12 protein-coding genes and 1 riboswitch are annotated in these 15165 nt (G+C 45.2%); of the genes, 7 read left to right on the top strand and 5 right to left on the bottom strand.

Annotated features, from left to right (window positions below; translation table 11 throughout):
* The first annotated feature begins 216 nt into the window (after positions 1-216).
* The 5 genes from ACFI6J_RS16865 (at position 217) to ACFI6J_RS16845 (ending at position 7130) form a co-directional block, all read left to right on the top strand.
* Complete coding sequence (locus ACFI6J_RS16865) at positions 217-1533, top strand: methyl-accepting chemotaxis protein (RefSeq protein WP_061439522.1); 1317 nt, start codon at positions 217-219, stop codon at positions 1531-1533.
* A 571-nt stretch (positions 1534-2104) separates the two neighbouring features.
* Positions 2105-3514, top strand: coding sequence for a CmpA/NrtA family ABC transporter substrate-binding protein (locus tag ACFI6J_RS16860; protein ID WP_061439524.1), 1410 nt, complete (start codon positions 2105-2107; stop codon positions 3512-3514).
* 88 nt (positions 3515-3602) lie between these two features.
* Positions 3603-4598 carry an ABC transporter permease gene (locus ACFI6J_RS16855; RefSeq protein WP_061439529.1) on the top strand — a complete coding sequence of 332 codons (996 nt, stop codon included), beginning with the start codon at positions 3603-3605 and terminating at the stop codon, positions 4596-4598.
* A gap of 16 nt (positions 4599-4614) precedes the next feature.
* Positions 4615-5517 (top strand): ABC transporter ATP-binding protein, encoded by a 903-nt coding sequence (locus tag ACFI6J_RS16850; RefSeq protein WP_061439531.1) that lies wholly within the window; start codon positions 4615-4617, stop codon positions 5515-5517.
* Positions 5518-5909: 392 nt separating this feature from the next.
* Positions 5910-7130, top strand: coding sequence for an alginate export family protein (locus ACFI6J_RS16845; RefSeq protein WP_061439534.1), 1221 nt, complete (start codon positions 5910-5912; stop codon positions 7128-7130).
* Between the two features lie 58 nt (positions 7131-7188).
* Here ACFI6J_RS16845 and ACFI6J_RS16840 read toward each other — a convergent pair whose 3' ends face one another.
* The 5 genes from ACFI6J_RS16840 to ccoG form a co-directional block, all read right to left on the bottom strand.
* Positions 7189-7779, bottom strand: coding sequence for an HD domain-containing protein (locus ACFI6J_RS16840; RefSeq protein ID WP_069943743.1), 591 nt, complete (start codon positions 7777-7779; stop codon positions 7189-7191).
* An 85-nt stretch (positions 7780-7864) separates the two neighbouring features.
* A complete protein-coding gene (locus tag ACFI6J_RS16835; RefSeq protein WP_014948248.1) occupies positions 7865-8497 on the bottom strand; it encodes a thiol:disulfide interchange protein DsbA/DsbL in 633 nt (210 codons plus the stop codon).
* A gap of 308 nt (positions 8498-8805) precedes the next feature.
* Positions 8806-10728: a TonB-dependent receptor plug domain-containing protein gene (locus tag ACFI6J_RS16830; protein ID WP_216600737.1), complete on the bottom strand. Its 1923-nt coding sequence runs from the start codon at positions 10726-10728 to the stop codon at positions 8806-8808.
* A gap of 89 nt (positions 10729-10817) precedes the next feature.
* A riboswitch (cobalamin riboswitch) is annotated at positions 10818-11069 on the bottom strand.
* Positions 11070-11188: 119 nt separating this feature from the next.
* Positions 11189-12172, bottom strand: a complete 984-nt coding sequence (locus tag ACFI6J_RS16825) for a serine/threonine protein kinase (protein ID WP_014975670.1) — start codon at positions 12170-12172, stop codon at positions 11189-11191.
* Positions 12169-13599, bottom strand: coding sequence for a cytochrome c oxidase accessory protein CcoG (gene ccoG / locus ACFI6J_RS16820; protein ID WP_014975671.1), 1431 nt, complete (start codon positions 13597-13599; stop codon positions 12169-12171). The genes ACFI6J_RS16825 and ccoG overlap by 4 nt, the downstream gene beginning before the upstream one ends.
* Positions 13600-14079: 480 nt before the next feature.
* On the opposite strand from ccoG, the gene ACFI6J_RS16815 reads away from it, so the two are divergent.
* Both ACFI6J_RS16815 and ACFI6J_RS16810 read left to right on the top strand, forming a co-directional pair.
* Positions 14080-14451: a hypothetical protein gene (locus ACFI6J_RS16815; protein ID WP_039231779.1), complete on the top strand. Its 372-nt coding sequence runs from the start codon at positions 14080-14082 to the stop codon at positions 14449-14451.
* 123 nt (positions 14452-14574) lie between these two features.
* Complete coding sequence (locus tag ACFI6J_RS16810; protein WP_014948252.1) at positions 14575-15120, top strand: DUF3016 domain-containing protein; 546 nt, start codon at positions 14575-14577, stop codon at positions 15118-15120.
* Positions 15121-15165: the final 45 nt, after the last annotated feature.

Below are 15165 nucleotides of genomic sequence, written 5' to 3'. Positions count from 1 at the left end.
ATTGAACAAAAAATTTAGTTTTATTTGTGTGAAACATCAATAAACTTCACTTGCTCTGCTATCTTTAATCAAAACCAATAAATACTAGCTTATCGTTTCAGACAACTAACCGTATTTCAGTGTGATACGCCAGTGCCTATTTTGTCAGGGTGGCTTCGTTATGAGCTGAGTCGGCTGATAAATAATGCGTGAAACGAAGTTCATTAGGAGCGCAGGATGTTTTTCAAAAATAAAGAGTTGATAGCCGAAAACCAACGTTTGGAAAAGGAAATGGCGGCACATGAAACGGTTAAGGAAGAGCTTCGTGAAGAAATGTTGTACATTGAGTTGAATGCAGACGGACGTATAAGTGCAATTAATGATCTATATACTCAAGCAACAGGATTTAAGATTTCAGAGCTAGAAGGGAAGTCTCTTGAAAGCCTAATGGATCCGAAATCGCCCAAAAAATCGGACGTTCAAGATATGCTAGGCGCTATTAAAAATCATCGTCATTGGCATGGCGCAGTTAGATTCAACAATGCAAAAGGTCATGAGATTTGGGTAAGAGGAATTATACAGCCCATAGACGACGCCTATGGAAATGTGAAGTGTATTTCTTTCTATATGGCAGAGCAAACGCGCAATATTTCTTACAGTAATGAGCTTAGAGATATGATTGCCGCGCTTCATCGCTCTTCTGCTGTTATTGAATTTAACCTTGATGGCACCATCATAAAAGCCAACGAAAACTTTTTGAAAGGTTTGGGGTACAAGCTGGAGCAACTAGTTGGGAAGCATCACAGGATCTTTTGCACAGAGCAAGAGGCGAACTCGGAAGAATATAAACATTTTTGGCGTGGGCTAGCGCAAGGACAGTTAGAATCTGGACGCTACAAACGCATTGATAGCCGAGGGAATGACGTGTGGCTAGAAGCGTCATATAACCCCATCAGAAACGAAGATGGTCAGCTTTATAAAGTAGTGAAATTCGCAACGGTAATTACAGAGCAAATGAAGCGGGAATTCGCCATTTCTGAAGCCGCCAACGTTGCATTCAACATTTCGCAAGAAACTGGAGAGCAAGCATGTAAGGGTAACCAAGTGCTCGATTCTACGGTTAAGGCGATGAACGAATTAACGAAACAGATGGGCAATGCGAGTGAAGGTATTAAGGACCTAGATGAGCAATCCCAAAAAGTTGCGGATTTGGTTAAAAGTATTAGCGGAATTGCCGATCAAACTAATTTATTGGCGCTTAACGCTGCTATTGAAGCTGCACGTGCAGGCGATCAAGGGCGTGGTTTCGCGGTGGTTGCCGATGAAGTCAGGCAGCTAGCGTCGCGAACCAGTAGCGCAACTGAAGAAATCGTAAACGTCGTCGTAGAAAACAGAAAGTTAACAGAAAATGCAGTTCAGTTAATTGAAGCGGGTCAGGAAAAAGCGCGCGAAGCCTTAGAGTATTCAACGCAGTCAGGCAAAGCAATGAGCGAAATCCAAAGCGGTGCCAATGAAGTGGTAAACGCTATCGGGCAATTTACTAAACGCCTCTAGAAAATTAGCGACACAATCAGACAGCCTCAGTCATTGGCCATATTTGTTCAACCTTGGTATCTGCTTTCGCGCACCAAGGTTGAACACCCCCCCTGTTTTGGTGCACCAAAACGAATTCATTCTCACTTTTCTCTTACCTCAATAGTGTAAATATTCATAAATTTTAATGGCTTACATTTCTGGCACGATGGGTGCTAAATAATCCGTGCAACAGCAACGTTGCTGTACAATGCAACGGGTGCAAACACAAATGCGATGGCAGAGTGGAATGCACAACACTTACCATAGGGTAAACAAATAGGATTCAGCGGAGAACGGTAAGGAAGCATCATCATCTCCGGCATTTATGGCAAGTGCATAATAATAAAAAATAAAGATGGTTTTATAAGCTAAAGCTTTTAATAAACCTCCCTTAAAGATGAGGTGTGTGAGCGGGAATTCCTGACTTACCATTAACAACTTGATGCGTTTGTAAGAACTCCGATATTACAAACACGGCAACGAAGCCCACCATGCTCGACGGTTAAACGTCGTACGCTGGTGGGTTTTTTTTTGGCTACGAGGAACACGTATGACTGGGTTAAAGACAACATCACTGCTAAAACGCTTTCGAACGGCGAGTGCTGGAGTATGTGCAGCACTTGCCGTCTCTGTAGCAAGTTTTTCTGCGAGTGTGGCAGCACAAGAGCCAGCGGTAGGCTGGCCTGAAAAGGAAGAACTTAAGTTTGGTTTTATCAAGCTAACTGATATGGCACCGCTTGCTGTGGCGTACGAAAAAGGCTTTTTTGAAGATGAGGGCCTCTACGTTACATTGGAAGCGCAAGCTAACTGGAAAGTGCTGCTTGATCGCGTAATCGACGGCCAACTAGATGGCGCTCATATGCTGGCTGGCCAACCCCTTGGTGCGACCATTGGCTTCGGCACGGAATCGCATGTGGTAACAGCGTTTAGTATGGACCTCAATGGTAATGGAATTACCGTTTCTAATGAAATTTGGGACAAAATGAAGGCCCATATTCCACACGAAAATGGCAAGCCAGTTCATCCTATTAAAGCTGATTATTTAAAGCCAGTGGTTGATGAATACCGCAATGCTGGAAAGCCGTTCAACATGGGAATGGTATTTCCAGTTTCTACACACAACTACGAGTTACGCTATTGGCTTGCGGCAGGTGGAATTCACCCTGGATATTATGCGCCGCATAAAGGCGATACCGCGGGCCAAATAGACGCTCAGGCTCTGTTGTCAGTCACTCCCCCACCGCAAATGCCAGCGACGATGGAAGCCGGCACCATCTATGGGTACTGCGTAGGCGAGCCATGGAATCAACAGGCAGTATTCAAAGGTATTGGTGTGCCTGTGATCACCGATTACGAAATTTGGAAAAATAACCCTGAAAAAGTGTTCGGCGTAAGCCAGGGCTGGGCTGACAAATACCCAAATACGCACATTCGCGTGGTTAAAGCCCTAATTCGAGCGGCAATGTGGCTGGATGAAAACGACAATGCGAACCGTCCTGAAGCGGTAAAGATTCTTGCTAAAAGTAACTACGTAGGGGCAGATGAAGACGTACTGGCTAACAGCATGACAGGCACTTTCGAATACGAGAAAGGTGACAAGCGCGACGTGCCTGATTTTAACGTGTTCTTCCGCTACAACGCCACTTACCCATACTACAGTGATGCTATTTGGTACCTCACACAAATGCGCCGCTGGGGTCAAATTTCAGAGGCTAAGTCTGACGATTGGTATAAAGAGACAGCCAAAAAAGTTTATAAACCAGAGGTTTATGCTCAGGCTGCTAAAGCACTGATTGCCGAAGGTAAAGCTAAGGCGTCTGATTTTCCAGAGTTTGGGACGGAAACGGGCTACAAGCCGCCTCAGAGCGAATTCATTGATGGCGTGACGTTTGACGGAAGCACGCCTAACGCTTACTTAGAGCAATTTAAGATTGGTCTGAAGGGCGACACTGTACTGTAAGTGTCTGATTTAATGGCCCTACCTTCAGTTCTAACTAGGGCGGGGCATAAACAGCGCAAAAGCGCACATCAAGAGTCAGGAGCAAGCAATGAGCAAGATGACAACCATTCTTCGCCTTCCATCGTCGCCGTCAAACGCCAACTCTTTGTTGAGCCGTTTATATCAATCCACGCCTGCGTTGCTGCTGCCTGTTATCGGCTTGCTGATGTTTTTGGCCATTTGGAATGGTGTAGCAAAAAGTATCGACACGTCGCTGGGGCAGTTCCCAGGACCTGCACAAGTTTTCGAGCAAGCCAGTGCGTTAATTGACGAGCATATTACACAGCGTGAAAAAGCGGACGCTTTCTATCAACGTCAAGAAGCAAGAAATGCAGCGCGTGTAGCGCAGGACCCTACTTATCAGCCAAAAATTAGAGAATTCACCGGTGCGCCAACGTTTTTTGATCAGATATGGACAAGCCTTTACACCGTCATGGTTGGATTCTTAATTGCATCAGTCGTGGCGGTTCCCGTGGGTATACTATGTGGTCTAAGTAAATCTGCTTACACCGCAATAAATCCACTTATCCAGTTATTTAAGCCAGTGTCTCCATTGGCATGGCTGCCGCTGGTGACTATGGTAGTAAGTGCCCTTTATGTCAGCGATGACCCGGCGTTTTCTAAATCATTTGTCACCTCTGCCTTTACGGTTTCGCTTTGTTGTTTATGGCCAACTCTTATTAACACCGCTGTAGGCGTTTCCAATATTGATAAAGACCTAATCAACGTAAGTAAAGTATTGCGTCTTACGCCCTTTGCTCATCTCACCAAAATAGTACTTCCATCTTCTATTCCCATGATTTTTACAGGACTTAGATTGTCGCTTGGTATTGGCTGGATGGTACTGATTGCGGCAGAAATGCTTGCCCAAAACCCGGGCCTAGGAAAGTTTGTGTGGGATGAATTCCAAAACGGAAGTTCGGAGTCGCTAGCGAGAATCATGGTAGCAGTGCTCACCATTGGCGCTATTGGCTTTGTGCTAGACCGCTTAATGTTATCGATTCAGCGCGCTGTAAGCTGGGACAAGTCGAGCGTACTACGCTAATTTTGAGGAGAATTTTATGCACACTAAACACTTAGAGTTAGAGCAGGTGGGTATCGACTTCCCCACACCGAAGGGGCCATTTACTGCGCTTCAAGATGTGAATCTTAAAATCAGTAAAGGTGAATTTGTGTCGTTAATTGGCCATTCGGGCTGCGGTAAATCAACGGTGTTGAATATCGTCGCAGGTCTACATCAAGCTACCACGGGCGGCGTAATTTTAGATGGCGCAGAAGTGAAGCAGCCTGGACCTGAGCGCGCTGTAGTCTTTCAAAACCACTCTTTATTACCTTGGCTTACGGTATACAAAAATGTTGAACTGGCCGTGAAATCTACCATGCGAGACAAGAGTAAAACCGAGATGCGTGACTGGATCATGCACAACCTAGAGCTTGTGCACATGACCCACGCCCTTGATAAATTACCCAGTGAAATATCAGGTGGTATGAAACAGCGAGTAGGCATTGCGCGAGCATTGGCAATGGAACCAAAAGTGCTGCTAATGGACGAACCGTTCGGTGCGCTAGACGCCCTAACTCGCGCTCATCTTCAAGACTCGCTCATGGAAATTCACGCTGACTTGGGCAACACGGTTATTATGATTACCCACGATGTGGATGAGGCAGTATTGCTATCTGACCGCATTGTTATGATGAATAACGGCCCAGCGGCCACCATTGGCGAAATTCTAGATATTGCGTTGCCGCGTCCACGAGATAGATTAGCACTTGCAGATAACAAGCAGTACAACCACTACAGACATGAAGTCTTAACCTTTCTTTACGACAAACAAAAGAAGGTTGAAACCGTTTCGTCACGCGCAAACCAAGCGCCAACTACTAACAAACAATCGCAACAACAAGCAAAACCCAGCGGGGTGTCATCTGAAAAAAAAGACGCTAAGAAATCAGATGCCGCCTAGCTTTATCGGCACCTGACTAGGGCGGAAGCCTTTTCCGCCACCAACCAAAACCAGTACTTTTCAACCGGCATTCTAATGCTGGCTGGATAAGTTTTGACTTCTGGGCCTGTTGGCCTTTGTTGTACAAGTTTTGGTCTAAATGGAAGCCTTTTAATCGCGAAACAGTCCTGCAAGCCTAGTGGGCTAAGTTAAAGGACTGTGACAAAGAGTAAAAGGCTTCCATAACGACCCCTTCGGGCAGCGCCTGTGTGCCATCTATACTGCCGTGAATGTTTTCGATTTAGAACCACTAAACCGTCAAACATCCGCCTTGCCTAGATGGCACACAGACCGCTGCAAAAAATGTACAGCAAAAGCCAGCAGGCCCTCATCAATACCAATAGGGGATACACATGAACACGTTACAAAACTTTGGCATCAAGATGCTGGCGGCATCTGTTATGACAGTACTAGGCGGCAGCGTAATGGCTGCCGATATTCACGCCGCCCTTAGTGATTCAAAAGCATGGGCGGACCTGAATTTACGTTATGAATCTGTTGATCAAGACAATGCATTAGAAGATGCAAGTGCACTGACTTTGCGCACCCGTTTGGGCTTTAGCTCGGGTAGTGTTAATGGCTTTTCGTTTACTGCCGAGGTTGAAGATAGCCGTATTGTATTGGGGCAAGATGAGTTTACTGTGGGGCCTACTGGCTTTAACGTGGGTGAGTACTCGGTCATTGCCGACCCTGAAACCACCGAAGTTGATCAAGCTTTTATTCAGTATAAGGCAGATAACTTTACCGCCAGAGTAGGGCGCCAAGTAATTACACTTGATGACCATCGATTTGTTGGCCACGTTGGCTGGCGACAAGACCGCCAGACCTTTGATGCGGTAAGCGCAAAATATGCGGCGACCGACAATCTAGCGCTATTTTATAGCTATCTTTACAAACGCAACCGTATTTTTGCTGAGGCGGCAGATTTAGATTCTAAAGATCATATTCTTCATGCGACTTATACATCTAAAATTGGCAAGTTTGTGGCCTACGCTTACCTTTTAGAGGTGGACAACGACACGGATAACGCGTTGGACACGTATGGCGTGAGCTACGATGGAAAGACGAAAAGTGAGAGCGTGAGTTGGGCTTACGGTGGTGAGTTTGCCACGCAATCAAGCGAAGCTGGCGCGGGCGAAACGGCCAGCGACTTTGACGCCTCGTATTTAAATGCGTATGTCGCAGCCACGTTTTCTGGTGTGACTGCTAAGGTCGATTACGAAATACTAGGTTCTGACGATGGGTTGTACGGTTTTGCAACGCCGCTAGCTACGCTGCACAAATTCAACGGTTGGACTGATCAGTTCTTGGGCACGCCAGCACAGGGCTTAAAAGATCTTAAGTTATCTCTATCAGGTGGGCTAGCCGGTGGTAAATGGCTTTTGGCTTACCACGATTTCAGCGCTGACGACAGCAGTAACGGTGCTGACGACTTAGGCAGCGAAATTAATGTACAGTATACGAAGAAGTTTGCAGGTAAGTACAATTTTGGCATTAAGTACGGTACTTACGATGCGGGAGATATAAAGGTGGATACCAATCGCTTCTGGATGTGGATTGGTACACGCTTCTAATTGCAATACATTATTACAACGTTATGTTGTAATTAATACTACAGGTCTGGCTGAGTCGTTACTGACTTAGCCAGCCTTTTTCAACGGCCACATCAAGCTGATGCATAACGTAGTCCCATAAAGCCGGTGCGCAAGATTTAAGGTGAGCATTACGCTTCTCAATTTTCTCCCTTGGAATACCGTGACGCTTCCAGCTTCCTCCGTTGTCTTTCATATTTTGAAATACGGGAAGTACGCGGTCCATTGATTTTGCAAATTCTGCATCGGCGGTTTCCGCTGCTTCAAACTCAAGCCATAAATCGAGCATTTCACTACTAAGTGGACTCGGCAATAAACCAAAAATGCGCTTAGCGGCAGCTACTTCTTTCTCGGCTTGTGCGTCGTGATCTGTTTGATGATTGAAAGCAAACATGTCGCCAGCATCAATTTCCACAATATCGTGAATAAGGATCATGCGAATAACGCGGGTCACATCTATGGGTTTAGCCGCATATTCGCTTAGCATATTTGCCATTAATGCAACATGCCAGCTGTGCTCTGCGGAGTTTTCCTGTCGATAGTTATCACAGGGTAGGGTGATCTGGCGCTTAACTGCTTTTAGCTGGTCAAGTTCACAGATAAAGTCAGCAAAGTCACTTACTGCATACATTGGGATGCTCCAAGGCGTAAAAATGGGCGCCTGAGCGCCCATTTAATTATTCAAGGTCTAACGAGTGTATTGGTTATTAACCAAATTATTTTTGCTCAGATAGCCACACGATTAGGTCAGCGATGTCGTCGAAGGTCATGTCAGCAGTGAATGTAGGCTGATATTTACCGTTGATAATAAAGCTTGGCACACCAGTTAGGTGCTCACGATACTCGTCAATTTGCTGTTGATTCTTGCGCACCATGCTATTTACGCCGAAGCTTTTAGCCATTTTGTCAAACTCTTCACCGTCTACACCGTTCACAACGAAGATATTGCGAAGGTCTTTCAAGCCAGTGATAGATGCACGTTGCTTGTGGATATAGTTAAAAATAGCGCCGTTCATCGCGTCTTCTTGCTTCATAGCGCGCGCAATAAGCATGGCTTTAGTTGCATCATCTTGAACTTCAGGTCCAGTAAAACGCATAAAGTTTACGTGCACCTTATTGAATTTCGTGCCGTCGCTTTTCTTTTCTTTAATTTGCGCAACGATTGGTTCGAACTGGAAGCAGTGAGGGCACCAAAATGAGAAGTACTCAGTAATAACAGGCTTATCTGTGGCTTCTTTATCAAGCACAGTATAGTGGGTACCTTCTTTCCATTTAGACGCTGGCTCTTGAGCGCATGCTGTTAGTGGCAAAAGCATTGCCATGACAAACATTACTGCAAACTTTTTCATGGAATATAATCCTATGTTCAAAAAACTATTATCGATACCGAGATTATCACAGGCTTGTTCGCTTAACTAGGACCTGTTCTACTTCAATGCCTTACTACGCGATAAGCTCACTAAAAAACGCGATTCAAGGTTTAGGTAAATGCAGTATTTTATATACGCATGATGAACAGAGTCTGAATCATCAGGCCCTAACAGAAACTCAAAGAAAAAGGGCTATAACCATGTATAGCCCTTTATTGTTTGTCGATTTCACGTTGAGTTTTGCCTTTAAGCAACGCTCAACAGAAGGTTCATTAACGTTACATCACTTACATGCTGTAGTTAACTGAAAGTAGAGCGCGACGCTCTTGGCCTGCATAACCTACAATGTCTTCATAATCAGTATCAAATACATTGTCGACCTTCAACGAGACCTGCCACTGCTTATCTATTTGATAGCCTAAATTAACGGTTGCAAGCGTATAGGCTGACAGCGCCAGAGTCTGAGACGGTTCAGGGAAAGGAGGGAAGAAGGTGTCGTAATGACTCCCTGTGTAAGCTAGCTTGGTGTAGAAGCTGAACTTCTCCGTTCCAAAGTCAGTGTTGTAGGTTAATGAGCCTTGGTGACGGGCACGACGCAGTTCAGTGGTTGTTATACCATTGTCGGTTTGTTCCGCATCTAGATAACTATACGCTGCGGTAAAATCACCATAGCCACTGTCCCAGTTAAGTTCTAGATCAATACCTTCGCGCGAGCTTTCACCGTCGATATTATCGGCACTATATGCACCCAAATCTGACACAAATACGAAGCCATTGATTTCATCTTCAAGGTCGGTAGTGTATGCGCTGATTTGTGCAGACAGTGATTTCCAGTTTGCCTTAACGCCTATTTCCCATTCTTCACTGGTTTCAGGTTCTAAGTTTGGGTTGCCGATGAAGCTTGCAGGGAAGTAGCCAAAGCGCTCAGTAAAGGTGGGTGTTTTAACAGCTTTACCATAGCTGGTAAAAACAGCGTAGTAATCGTTAAGCTGCCAAGTGAGGCCACCGCGATAACTTACGGCATTGTCGAACTCACTGTTGTTGTCGAATCGTGCGCTTAGAGTTGCGGTTAGCGACTCGGTTAGCTGACCATTTGTCTCGGCAAATACGCTATAAGTATTGTCGTGCTGCTTCTGGTTCGGATCGCCAAATGCAATAGGGCCGCGCTGGGTAAAAAGGCGCTGTAGGTATTCAACACCGCCAGCAAAATCCCAGTTATCCATGGTATAGAAACCTGTCCAGTTTAGCTCTATGCGCTCACCAGTGGTACCGCCAGTGTCTGCACCTGACTCAGTGTTATCGTTATCGTCTTTGCGATAATGCGCACTTAGCGCTGAGCGATAACCTGTATTTTCCGGAGCAAATTCCCATCTTAATTTCGCACTAATTTGTGAACCATCCGTCACGTTATCTGAGTCAGCAGGAAGGCCTGTCGTCACAAAATCAGTGCCGTCGTAATCATTCTCGTACTGAACCGTGCGAAGGTTAGCTATTAACGTATGCTCCGACGTTGCGGCATAATTAATATTAATGCCAGCGGTCATGTTGTCGTAGCCATCATCTTCGTTACCAACACGAGATACGTTGTCGCCGTCGGTACGTATGTAGCTGGCGTATGCAGAAATACCTACGTTATCGCTTTGCGAGCGCGCGTTCATGCTGCCCTGCAACGTACCTTGTGTGCCAACGCCAGCAGAGAAGTCTACGTGTGACGCATTATCGGCAAACTGGCCTGATTTCGTAGTAATGCTCAATACACCACCGATAGCGCCGCTGCCCCATCTTGCGCTCTGCGGGCCTCGAAGAAGTTCTATGCGCACCACGTTTGCGCTAGTTAAGTGAGCAAGGTCAACTAGGCTTCCTTGGCCTACGTCGTTGGCAACAACGCCATCAATTAAAACAAGTAGATGGTTGGTTTCACCGCCGCGCACGCGCAGCTCTGTTAAGCCACCAGGACTGCCTGACTGAGACAAGCTAACGCCAGGTAGGCCGCGAATTAGATCGGTAAGTTGAAGTGCGCCCGAAGCTTTAATGTCGCTTTCAGTTAGCACCGATACTGAACCAGGAAGTTTGGTTAACGAAATAGGCAAACGCGTGCCTGTTACTGTTAAAGTTTCAATATCTTGGTCAGAAGTTTGAGCAAAGGCAGGTGTGCTTAAGCACGAAATAACTGCAGCGCTAAGGGCTGCTTTAGTAAAATGTGTACGCATGGTTTTTATGTTGTCTTTGATGCGCTCCACCCGAGCACATGATTAGGGAAAGTGCACGCATTGCTTAATTATGGATGTGAGCAAGCAAACGACACCATGAAGTACAGGCCGGTATCCGGGCTTACTCACCATTACTAAAAATGTAATAGCTCTTTTGCCTTCCCATCTAATGGCGTTTAATACGTAACGCATAAAAGACAGTGGCGTATGAAAAGAAAACGACAACGCGTTGAGTTTACCGTTGCGGGGGCAGCATCAGTTTTTCACTGATTTCCCGTTTAACCCTTGTCGCCGTAGTTAATATGGAGCTAGACAAGAGCACCTACACACTGTCGATTATATCTAAGTTAAAAAGTGATAGCGAATACGGTTTCTTATACCTTACGCTTTTTCGTAACCGCCATAAGATTATCGGCAACGGTCACCGAAAAAGCGTTTTTTCAGCAGTAAAGGGGCTGGCTCAATATCCTAATTTCAGTGGAGGCTCTTGAAGGGCCGATAGCTGTTCTTTCAGAGCAAGTATTTGGCCTTCCCAGTATTTGTCTTCAGCAAACCAAGGAAATGCCCGCGGAAAAGCAGGGTCTTCCCAGCGTCGTGAAAGCCATGCCATGTAATGCACCATTCGCATAGCGCGGAGGGGCTCAATAAGTGGCAACTGTGCAGTGTCAAACGGGTGAAACTCCTCGTATGCTTCAACCAAAGTATCGAGCTGCAATAGTTGTTGTTGGCGGTCGCCGCTTAGCATCATCCACAAATCTTGGATAGCAGGGCCCATGCGGCAATCATCTAAATCAACGAAGGTTGGGCCATCGCGCCACAGTATATTGCCTGGGTGGCAGTCACCGTGAAGCCGAATACTTGATGTTGGCTTATACGCTTTTTTCGTGGCATCAATAACCGGGTTAAGTATGGCAAAAAATGCTGTCTTTAGATGCTCTGGCAGCAGTGTGCTTTGCATAAGCACCTGCTTCGGCTCATCGAGGTAACTTTCAATATCAATCGAGGGACGATGTGCAAACCCTTTAGCATGGGCCACGCGGTGAATACGGCCAATGAAACGCCCCATCCATTCGAGTTGATCAAGGTTGTCATTTTCGAATTGCCTGCCGCCTACCGAAGGAAATAACGCAAATCGATAGTCAGTTTCGGCCACGGTGTGGTGATGCAGCGTGCTGCCATTGAGAGAAATGGGCGCAGCCAATGGAATTTCGTTGTCGATTAGCTCTGCAGCAAACGCGTGTTCTTCAAGAATTTGAGCGTCGGTCCATCGACCTGGGCGATAGAATTTTGCTACATAGCGCTGACCGTCTTCAGCCAAAAACTGATAGACGCGGTTTTCATAACTATTTAGTGCTAGTAAACCGCTTTGAAGAAAAATGCCCTGACTTTCCAGGGCATCTAATATGGTGTCTGGGCTAAGCCCAGAGAATGAAAAATCTGTCATCGATAAAGGAACTTAGTTGGCTCATCAACAGTAACCGTTTCCCCATCAATAGTGGTGGTTACACTGATAAAAATATCGGTAACCGTATCTTCCAGATTATAGGCGTCAGTTGCAACTGAAATTGGCGTGCTATACACCGCACCGCCTTCAACTGTTACAGTTTGCTCACCAATGTACTTGTAGTCAGGCAAACCTTTTACAGCAATAGAGTAGGTTTGGGTTTGCTGTGTTTTGTTAAGTACTTTTATTGTATAGACGTTCTCAATTAGCCCTTCATTCGTTTCGCGGTATAGCGAGTTTCTGTCGCGGATAATGTCAACTTCGGTGGGGCTGCGCATCCAAATATTGGCAAACAGCAAGCCTATCATCACCACTAAAACAACAAAGTAACCAATTAACTTTGGACGTAAAATGTGAGTCTTACCGCCAGCTAGCTCTTCTTCAGAAGTAAAGCTTATCAGGCCTTTAGGATAACCCATTTTATCCATAACACCGTTACAGGCATCAACACAGGCGCCGCAGTTGATGCATTCGTATTGTAAGCCATTTCGAATATCGATACCGGTTGGGCATACCTGAACACAAAGGTTGCAGTCTATACAGTCGCCTAACCCTTTTTCTTTTACTTGCTCGTGACTAAGTTTGCGTGGTCGCGGGCCGCGTTGCTCTCCACGCTTTGCATCGTACGATACAGTAAACGTGTCTTTGTCGAACATGGCAGACTGAAAACGCGCATACGGGCATATGTGCGTGCACATGATTTCGCGCATGTAGCCAGCGTTTCCGTACGTACATACGGCAAAGAAAATAACCGATAAACCTGCCCAGAAGCTGGTGTTAAATGTTACAAAATCGATAAACAGTTCATCAATTGGCGTAAAGTAGCCAACGAAGGTTAAAGCCGTTAACAGCGCTACCAATACCCAAGCGGTGTGCTTAGCTGTTTTACGCAAAAATTTATCTGCATCCATTTTGCGTGCATCTAGCGCTATACGCTTGTTGCGCGGGCCTTCGAATTTCTCTTCGAACCACGTATAAATGTATACCCACGTTGTTTGAGGACACATAAATCCACACCACACTCGACCAGCGAAAGTGGTGACGAAGAACAGCGCAAAGGCGGAAACAATAAATATATAGGCCAGTAAAGTGAGATCTTGAGGCCATAAAGTTAGTGAGAATATAGTAAATCGCTGCTCACCAATATCGAGTAGCACGGCTTGATGCCCGTTGTACTGAATCCATGGAATGATGGCAAAGAGGCCCAAAAAGAAAAGGCCAAACATGCGTCTAAACGTCTCTAGAGGGCCTTGTACAGCCCGCACATAAATACGGCTACGAGAGTCGTGGCGTTTACCCTCAGGTCCACCTTTGGGTTTATGTACTTTTACCGGTGTAACGGTCTTTACCGGTATTTGTTCATTCATAGCTTAACCTTATGTGACGTAACGAACTGCCTGTGCAGTATAACTGCGTTCAAAACGTCATGTTTAATGTAGATCAATAATGCGGCGTATGGTGTATCTTTTTAAAGTTTCAGTCAATACTGAAACTTCAGAACGTAAGTCGTTTTTTGTTTTGATTTCCTCAGTCTATGTAACTTTGTAAATAGTTAAATACAGTTACGTGAATAATGAGGATTAATATGACGGCCAGATGCCATTTGATGCCCAACATCGACGATTAGGCTTTACCTACTATACATGAGTATAGTTTGCTGTATTTACAGGTAAACCGATATGACCCTATTATCGTCGATAATAATGTAGTCAATTACCGTTTGAATCGTGTACAGTGAGCATTGTGAAAATGTAAATTGGCAAAGTGTAGTTGAGCACATAGTAAGAAAGGTGCTAAATAATTGGCGCTATTTGTAGTAAACGTCTGTCAAAGTTAGCTGAGAAGTCATGTTAAGGTTCTTTATCATCGCTGCTGAAATTATTGTTTTGGTAATTGTGCTGCGGTCCCCTTTTGTTCAGTATCTCTTTGAAGATATTCAGAACTCGCTTTCTGAATGGCTAGTTTCAATCGCAACTTTACCGGAGCGAGAGGAACTACGTAGTTTACAAGACAAAATTAATGTCCAGCTAAGTCCCCTAAAGCCTTACCAGCAAACATATGTTCAGCAAATCACCGCTGATAGCGCAAGCGTTAAACGTTTTTATCACACCTATTGTGAAAAGGACGATATAAACCCCAACTTTACGGGAACTAAACGCGTTCAACTATGCCTAATCATTAAACAGTCGTCAGTTATGCAAGTAGCAAAGCGAGACTAGCCAATTTTAACAAGGTTGGTTAAATATAAAGCTGATATAAAAGCCTACAATTGCTGCATGCTAAGCTTTCTCTAAATGTCTTGCTAACTCATAGTTTAAACGACTGAATTTAGGAGCATAAAAGTGAATAAATTACGTACTTTTTCTTGTTTAAGCTGCGCCACAGCGGTGGGACTCCTTACCGTTTTTGCTCCCACTCAAGCCGCTGAGGTGAAGATAACGTGGGAAGAACCTGAGTCTTATAGCGATGTAAGGCCAACCAATGAATCTCGTAAACGGTTCCGCGAACGAACGCTACAAGAGCTTGAAGAACACATTGTAGATTTGGCCAGTGATTTACCTGAGTCGCAAGTGCTGTCAATGACAGTAACAAATGTTGATTTAGCTGGCCAGGTTTGGCCAAGCCAGTTTGTCGGCTTCGGTAACGGTGCCGGTAGCGACGTCCGTATCATTAAGCGCGTTGATATTCCTAGAATGACATTCAGCTACTCGTTGGCTAATGCCGACGGTCAGGTCATTTTAAGTGGTGAAGATGTGAAACTTAAAGATATGGATTTTATGGAGTCGAATATTCGTCGCAATCGCACGGAATCGCTTTCTTATGAAAAAGCGATGCTTAACGATTGGTTTTCAGATACCTTTTCAACCCAAGTAGCAGCGAACGACTAATAGTTTCGTTCAAATCATAATAAAAAAGGTCACATATAGTGACCT

The sequence above is a fragment of the Alteromonas sp. G4i13 genome, assembly GCF_054960505.1.
The sequence above is the reverse complement of the archived record's forward strand: the minus strand, read 5'-3'. Positions and strand labels throughout refer to the sequence as shown.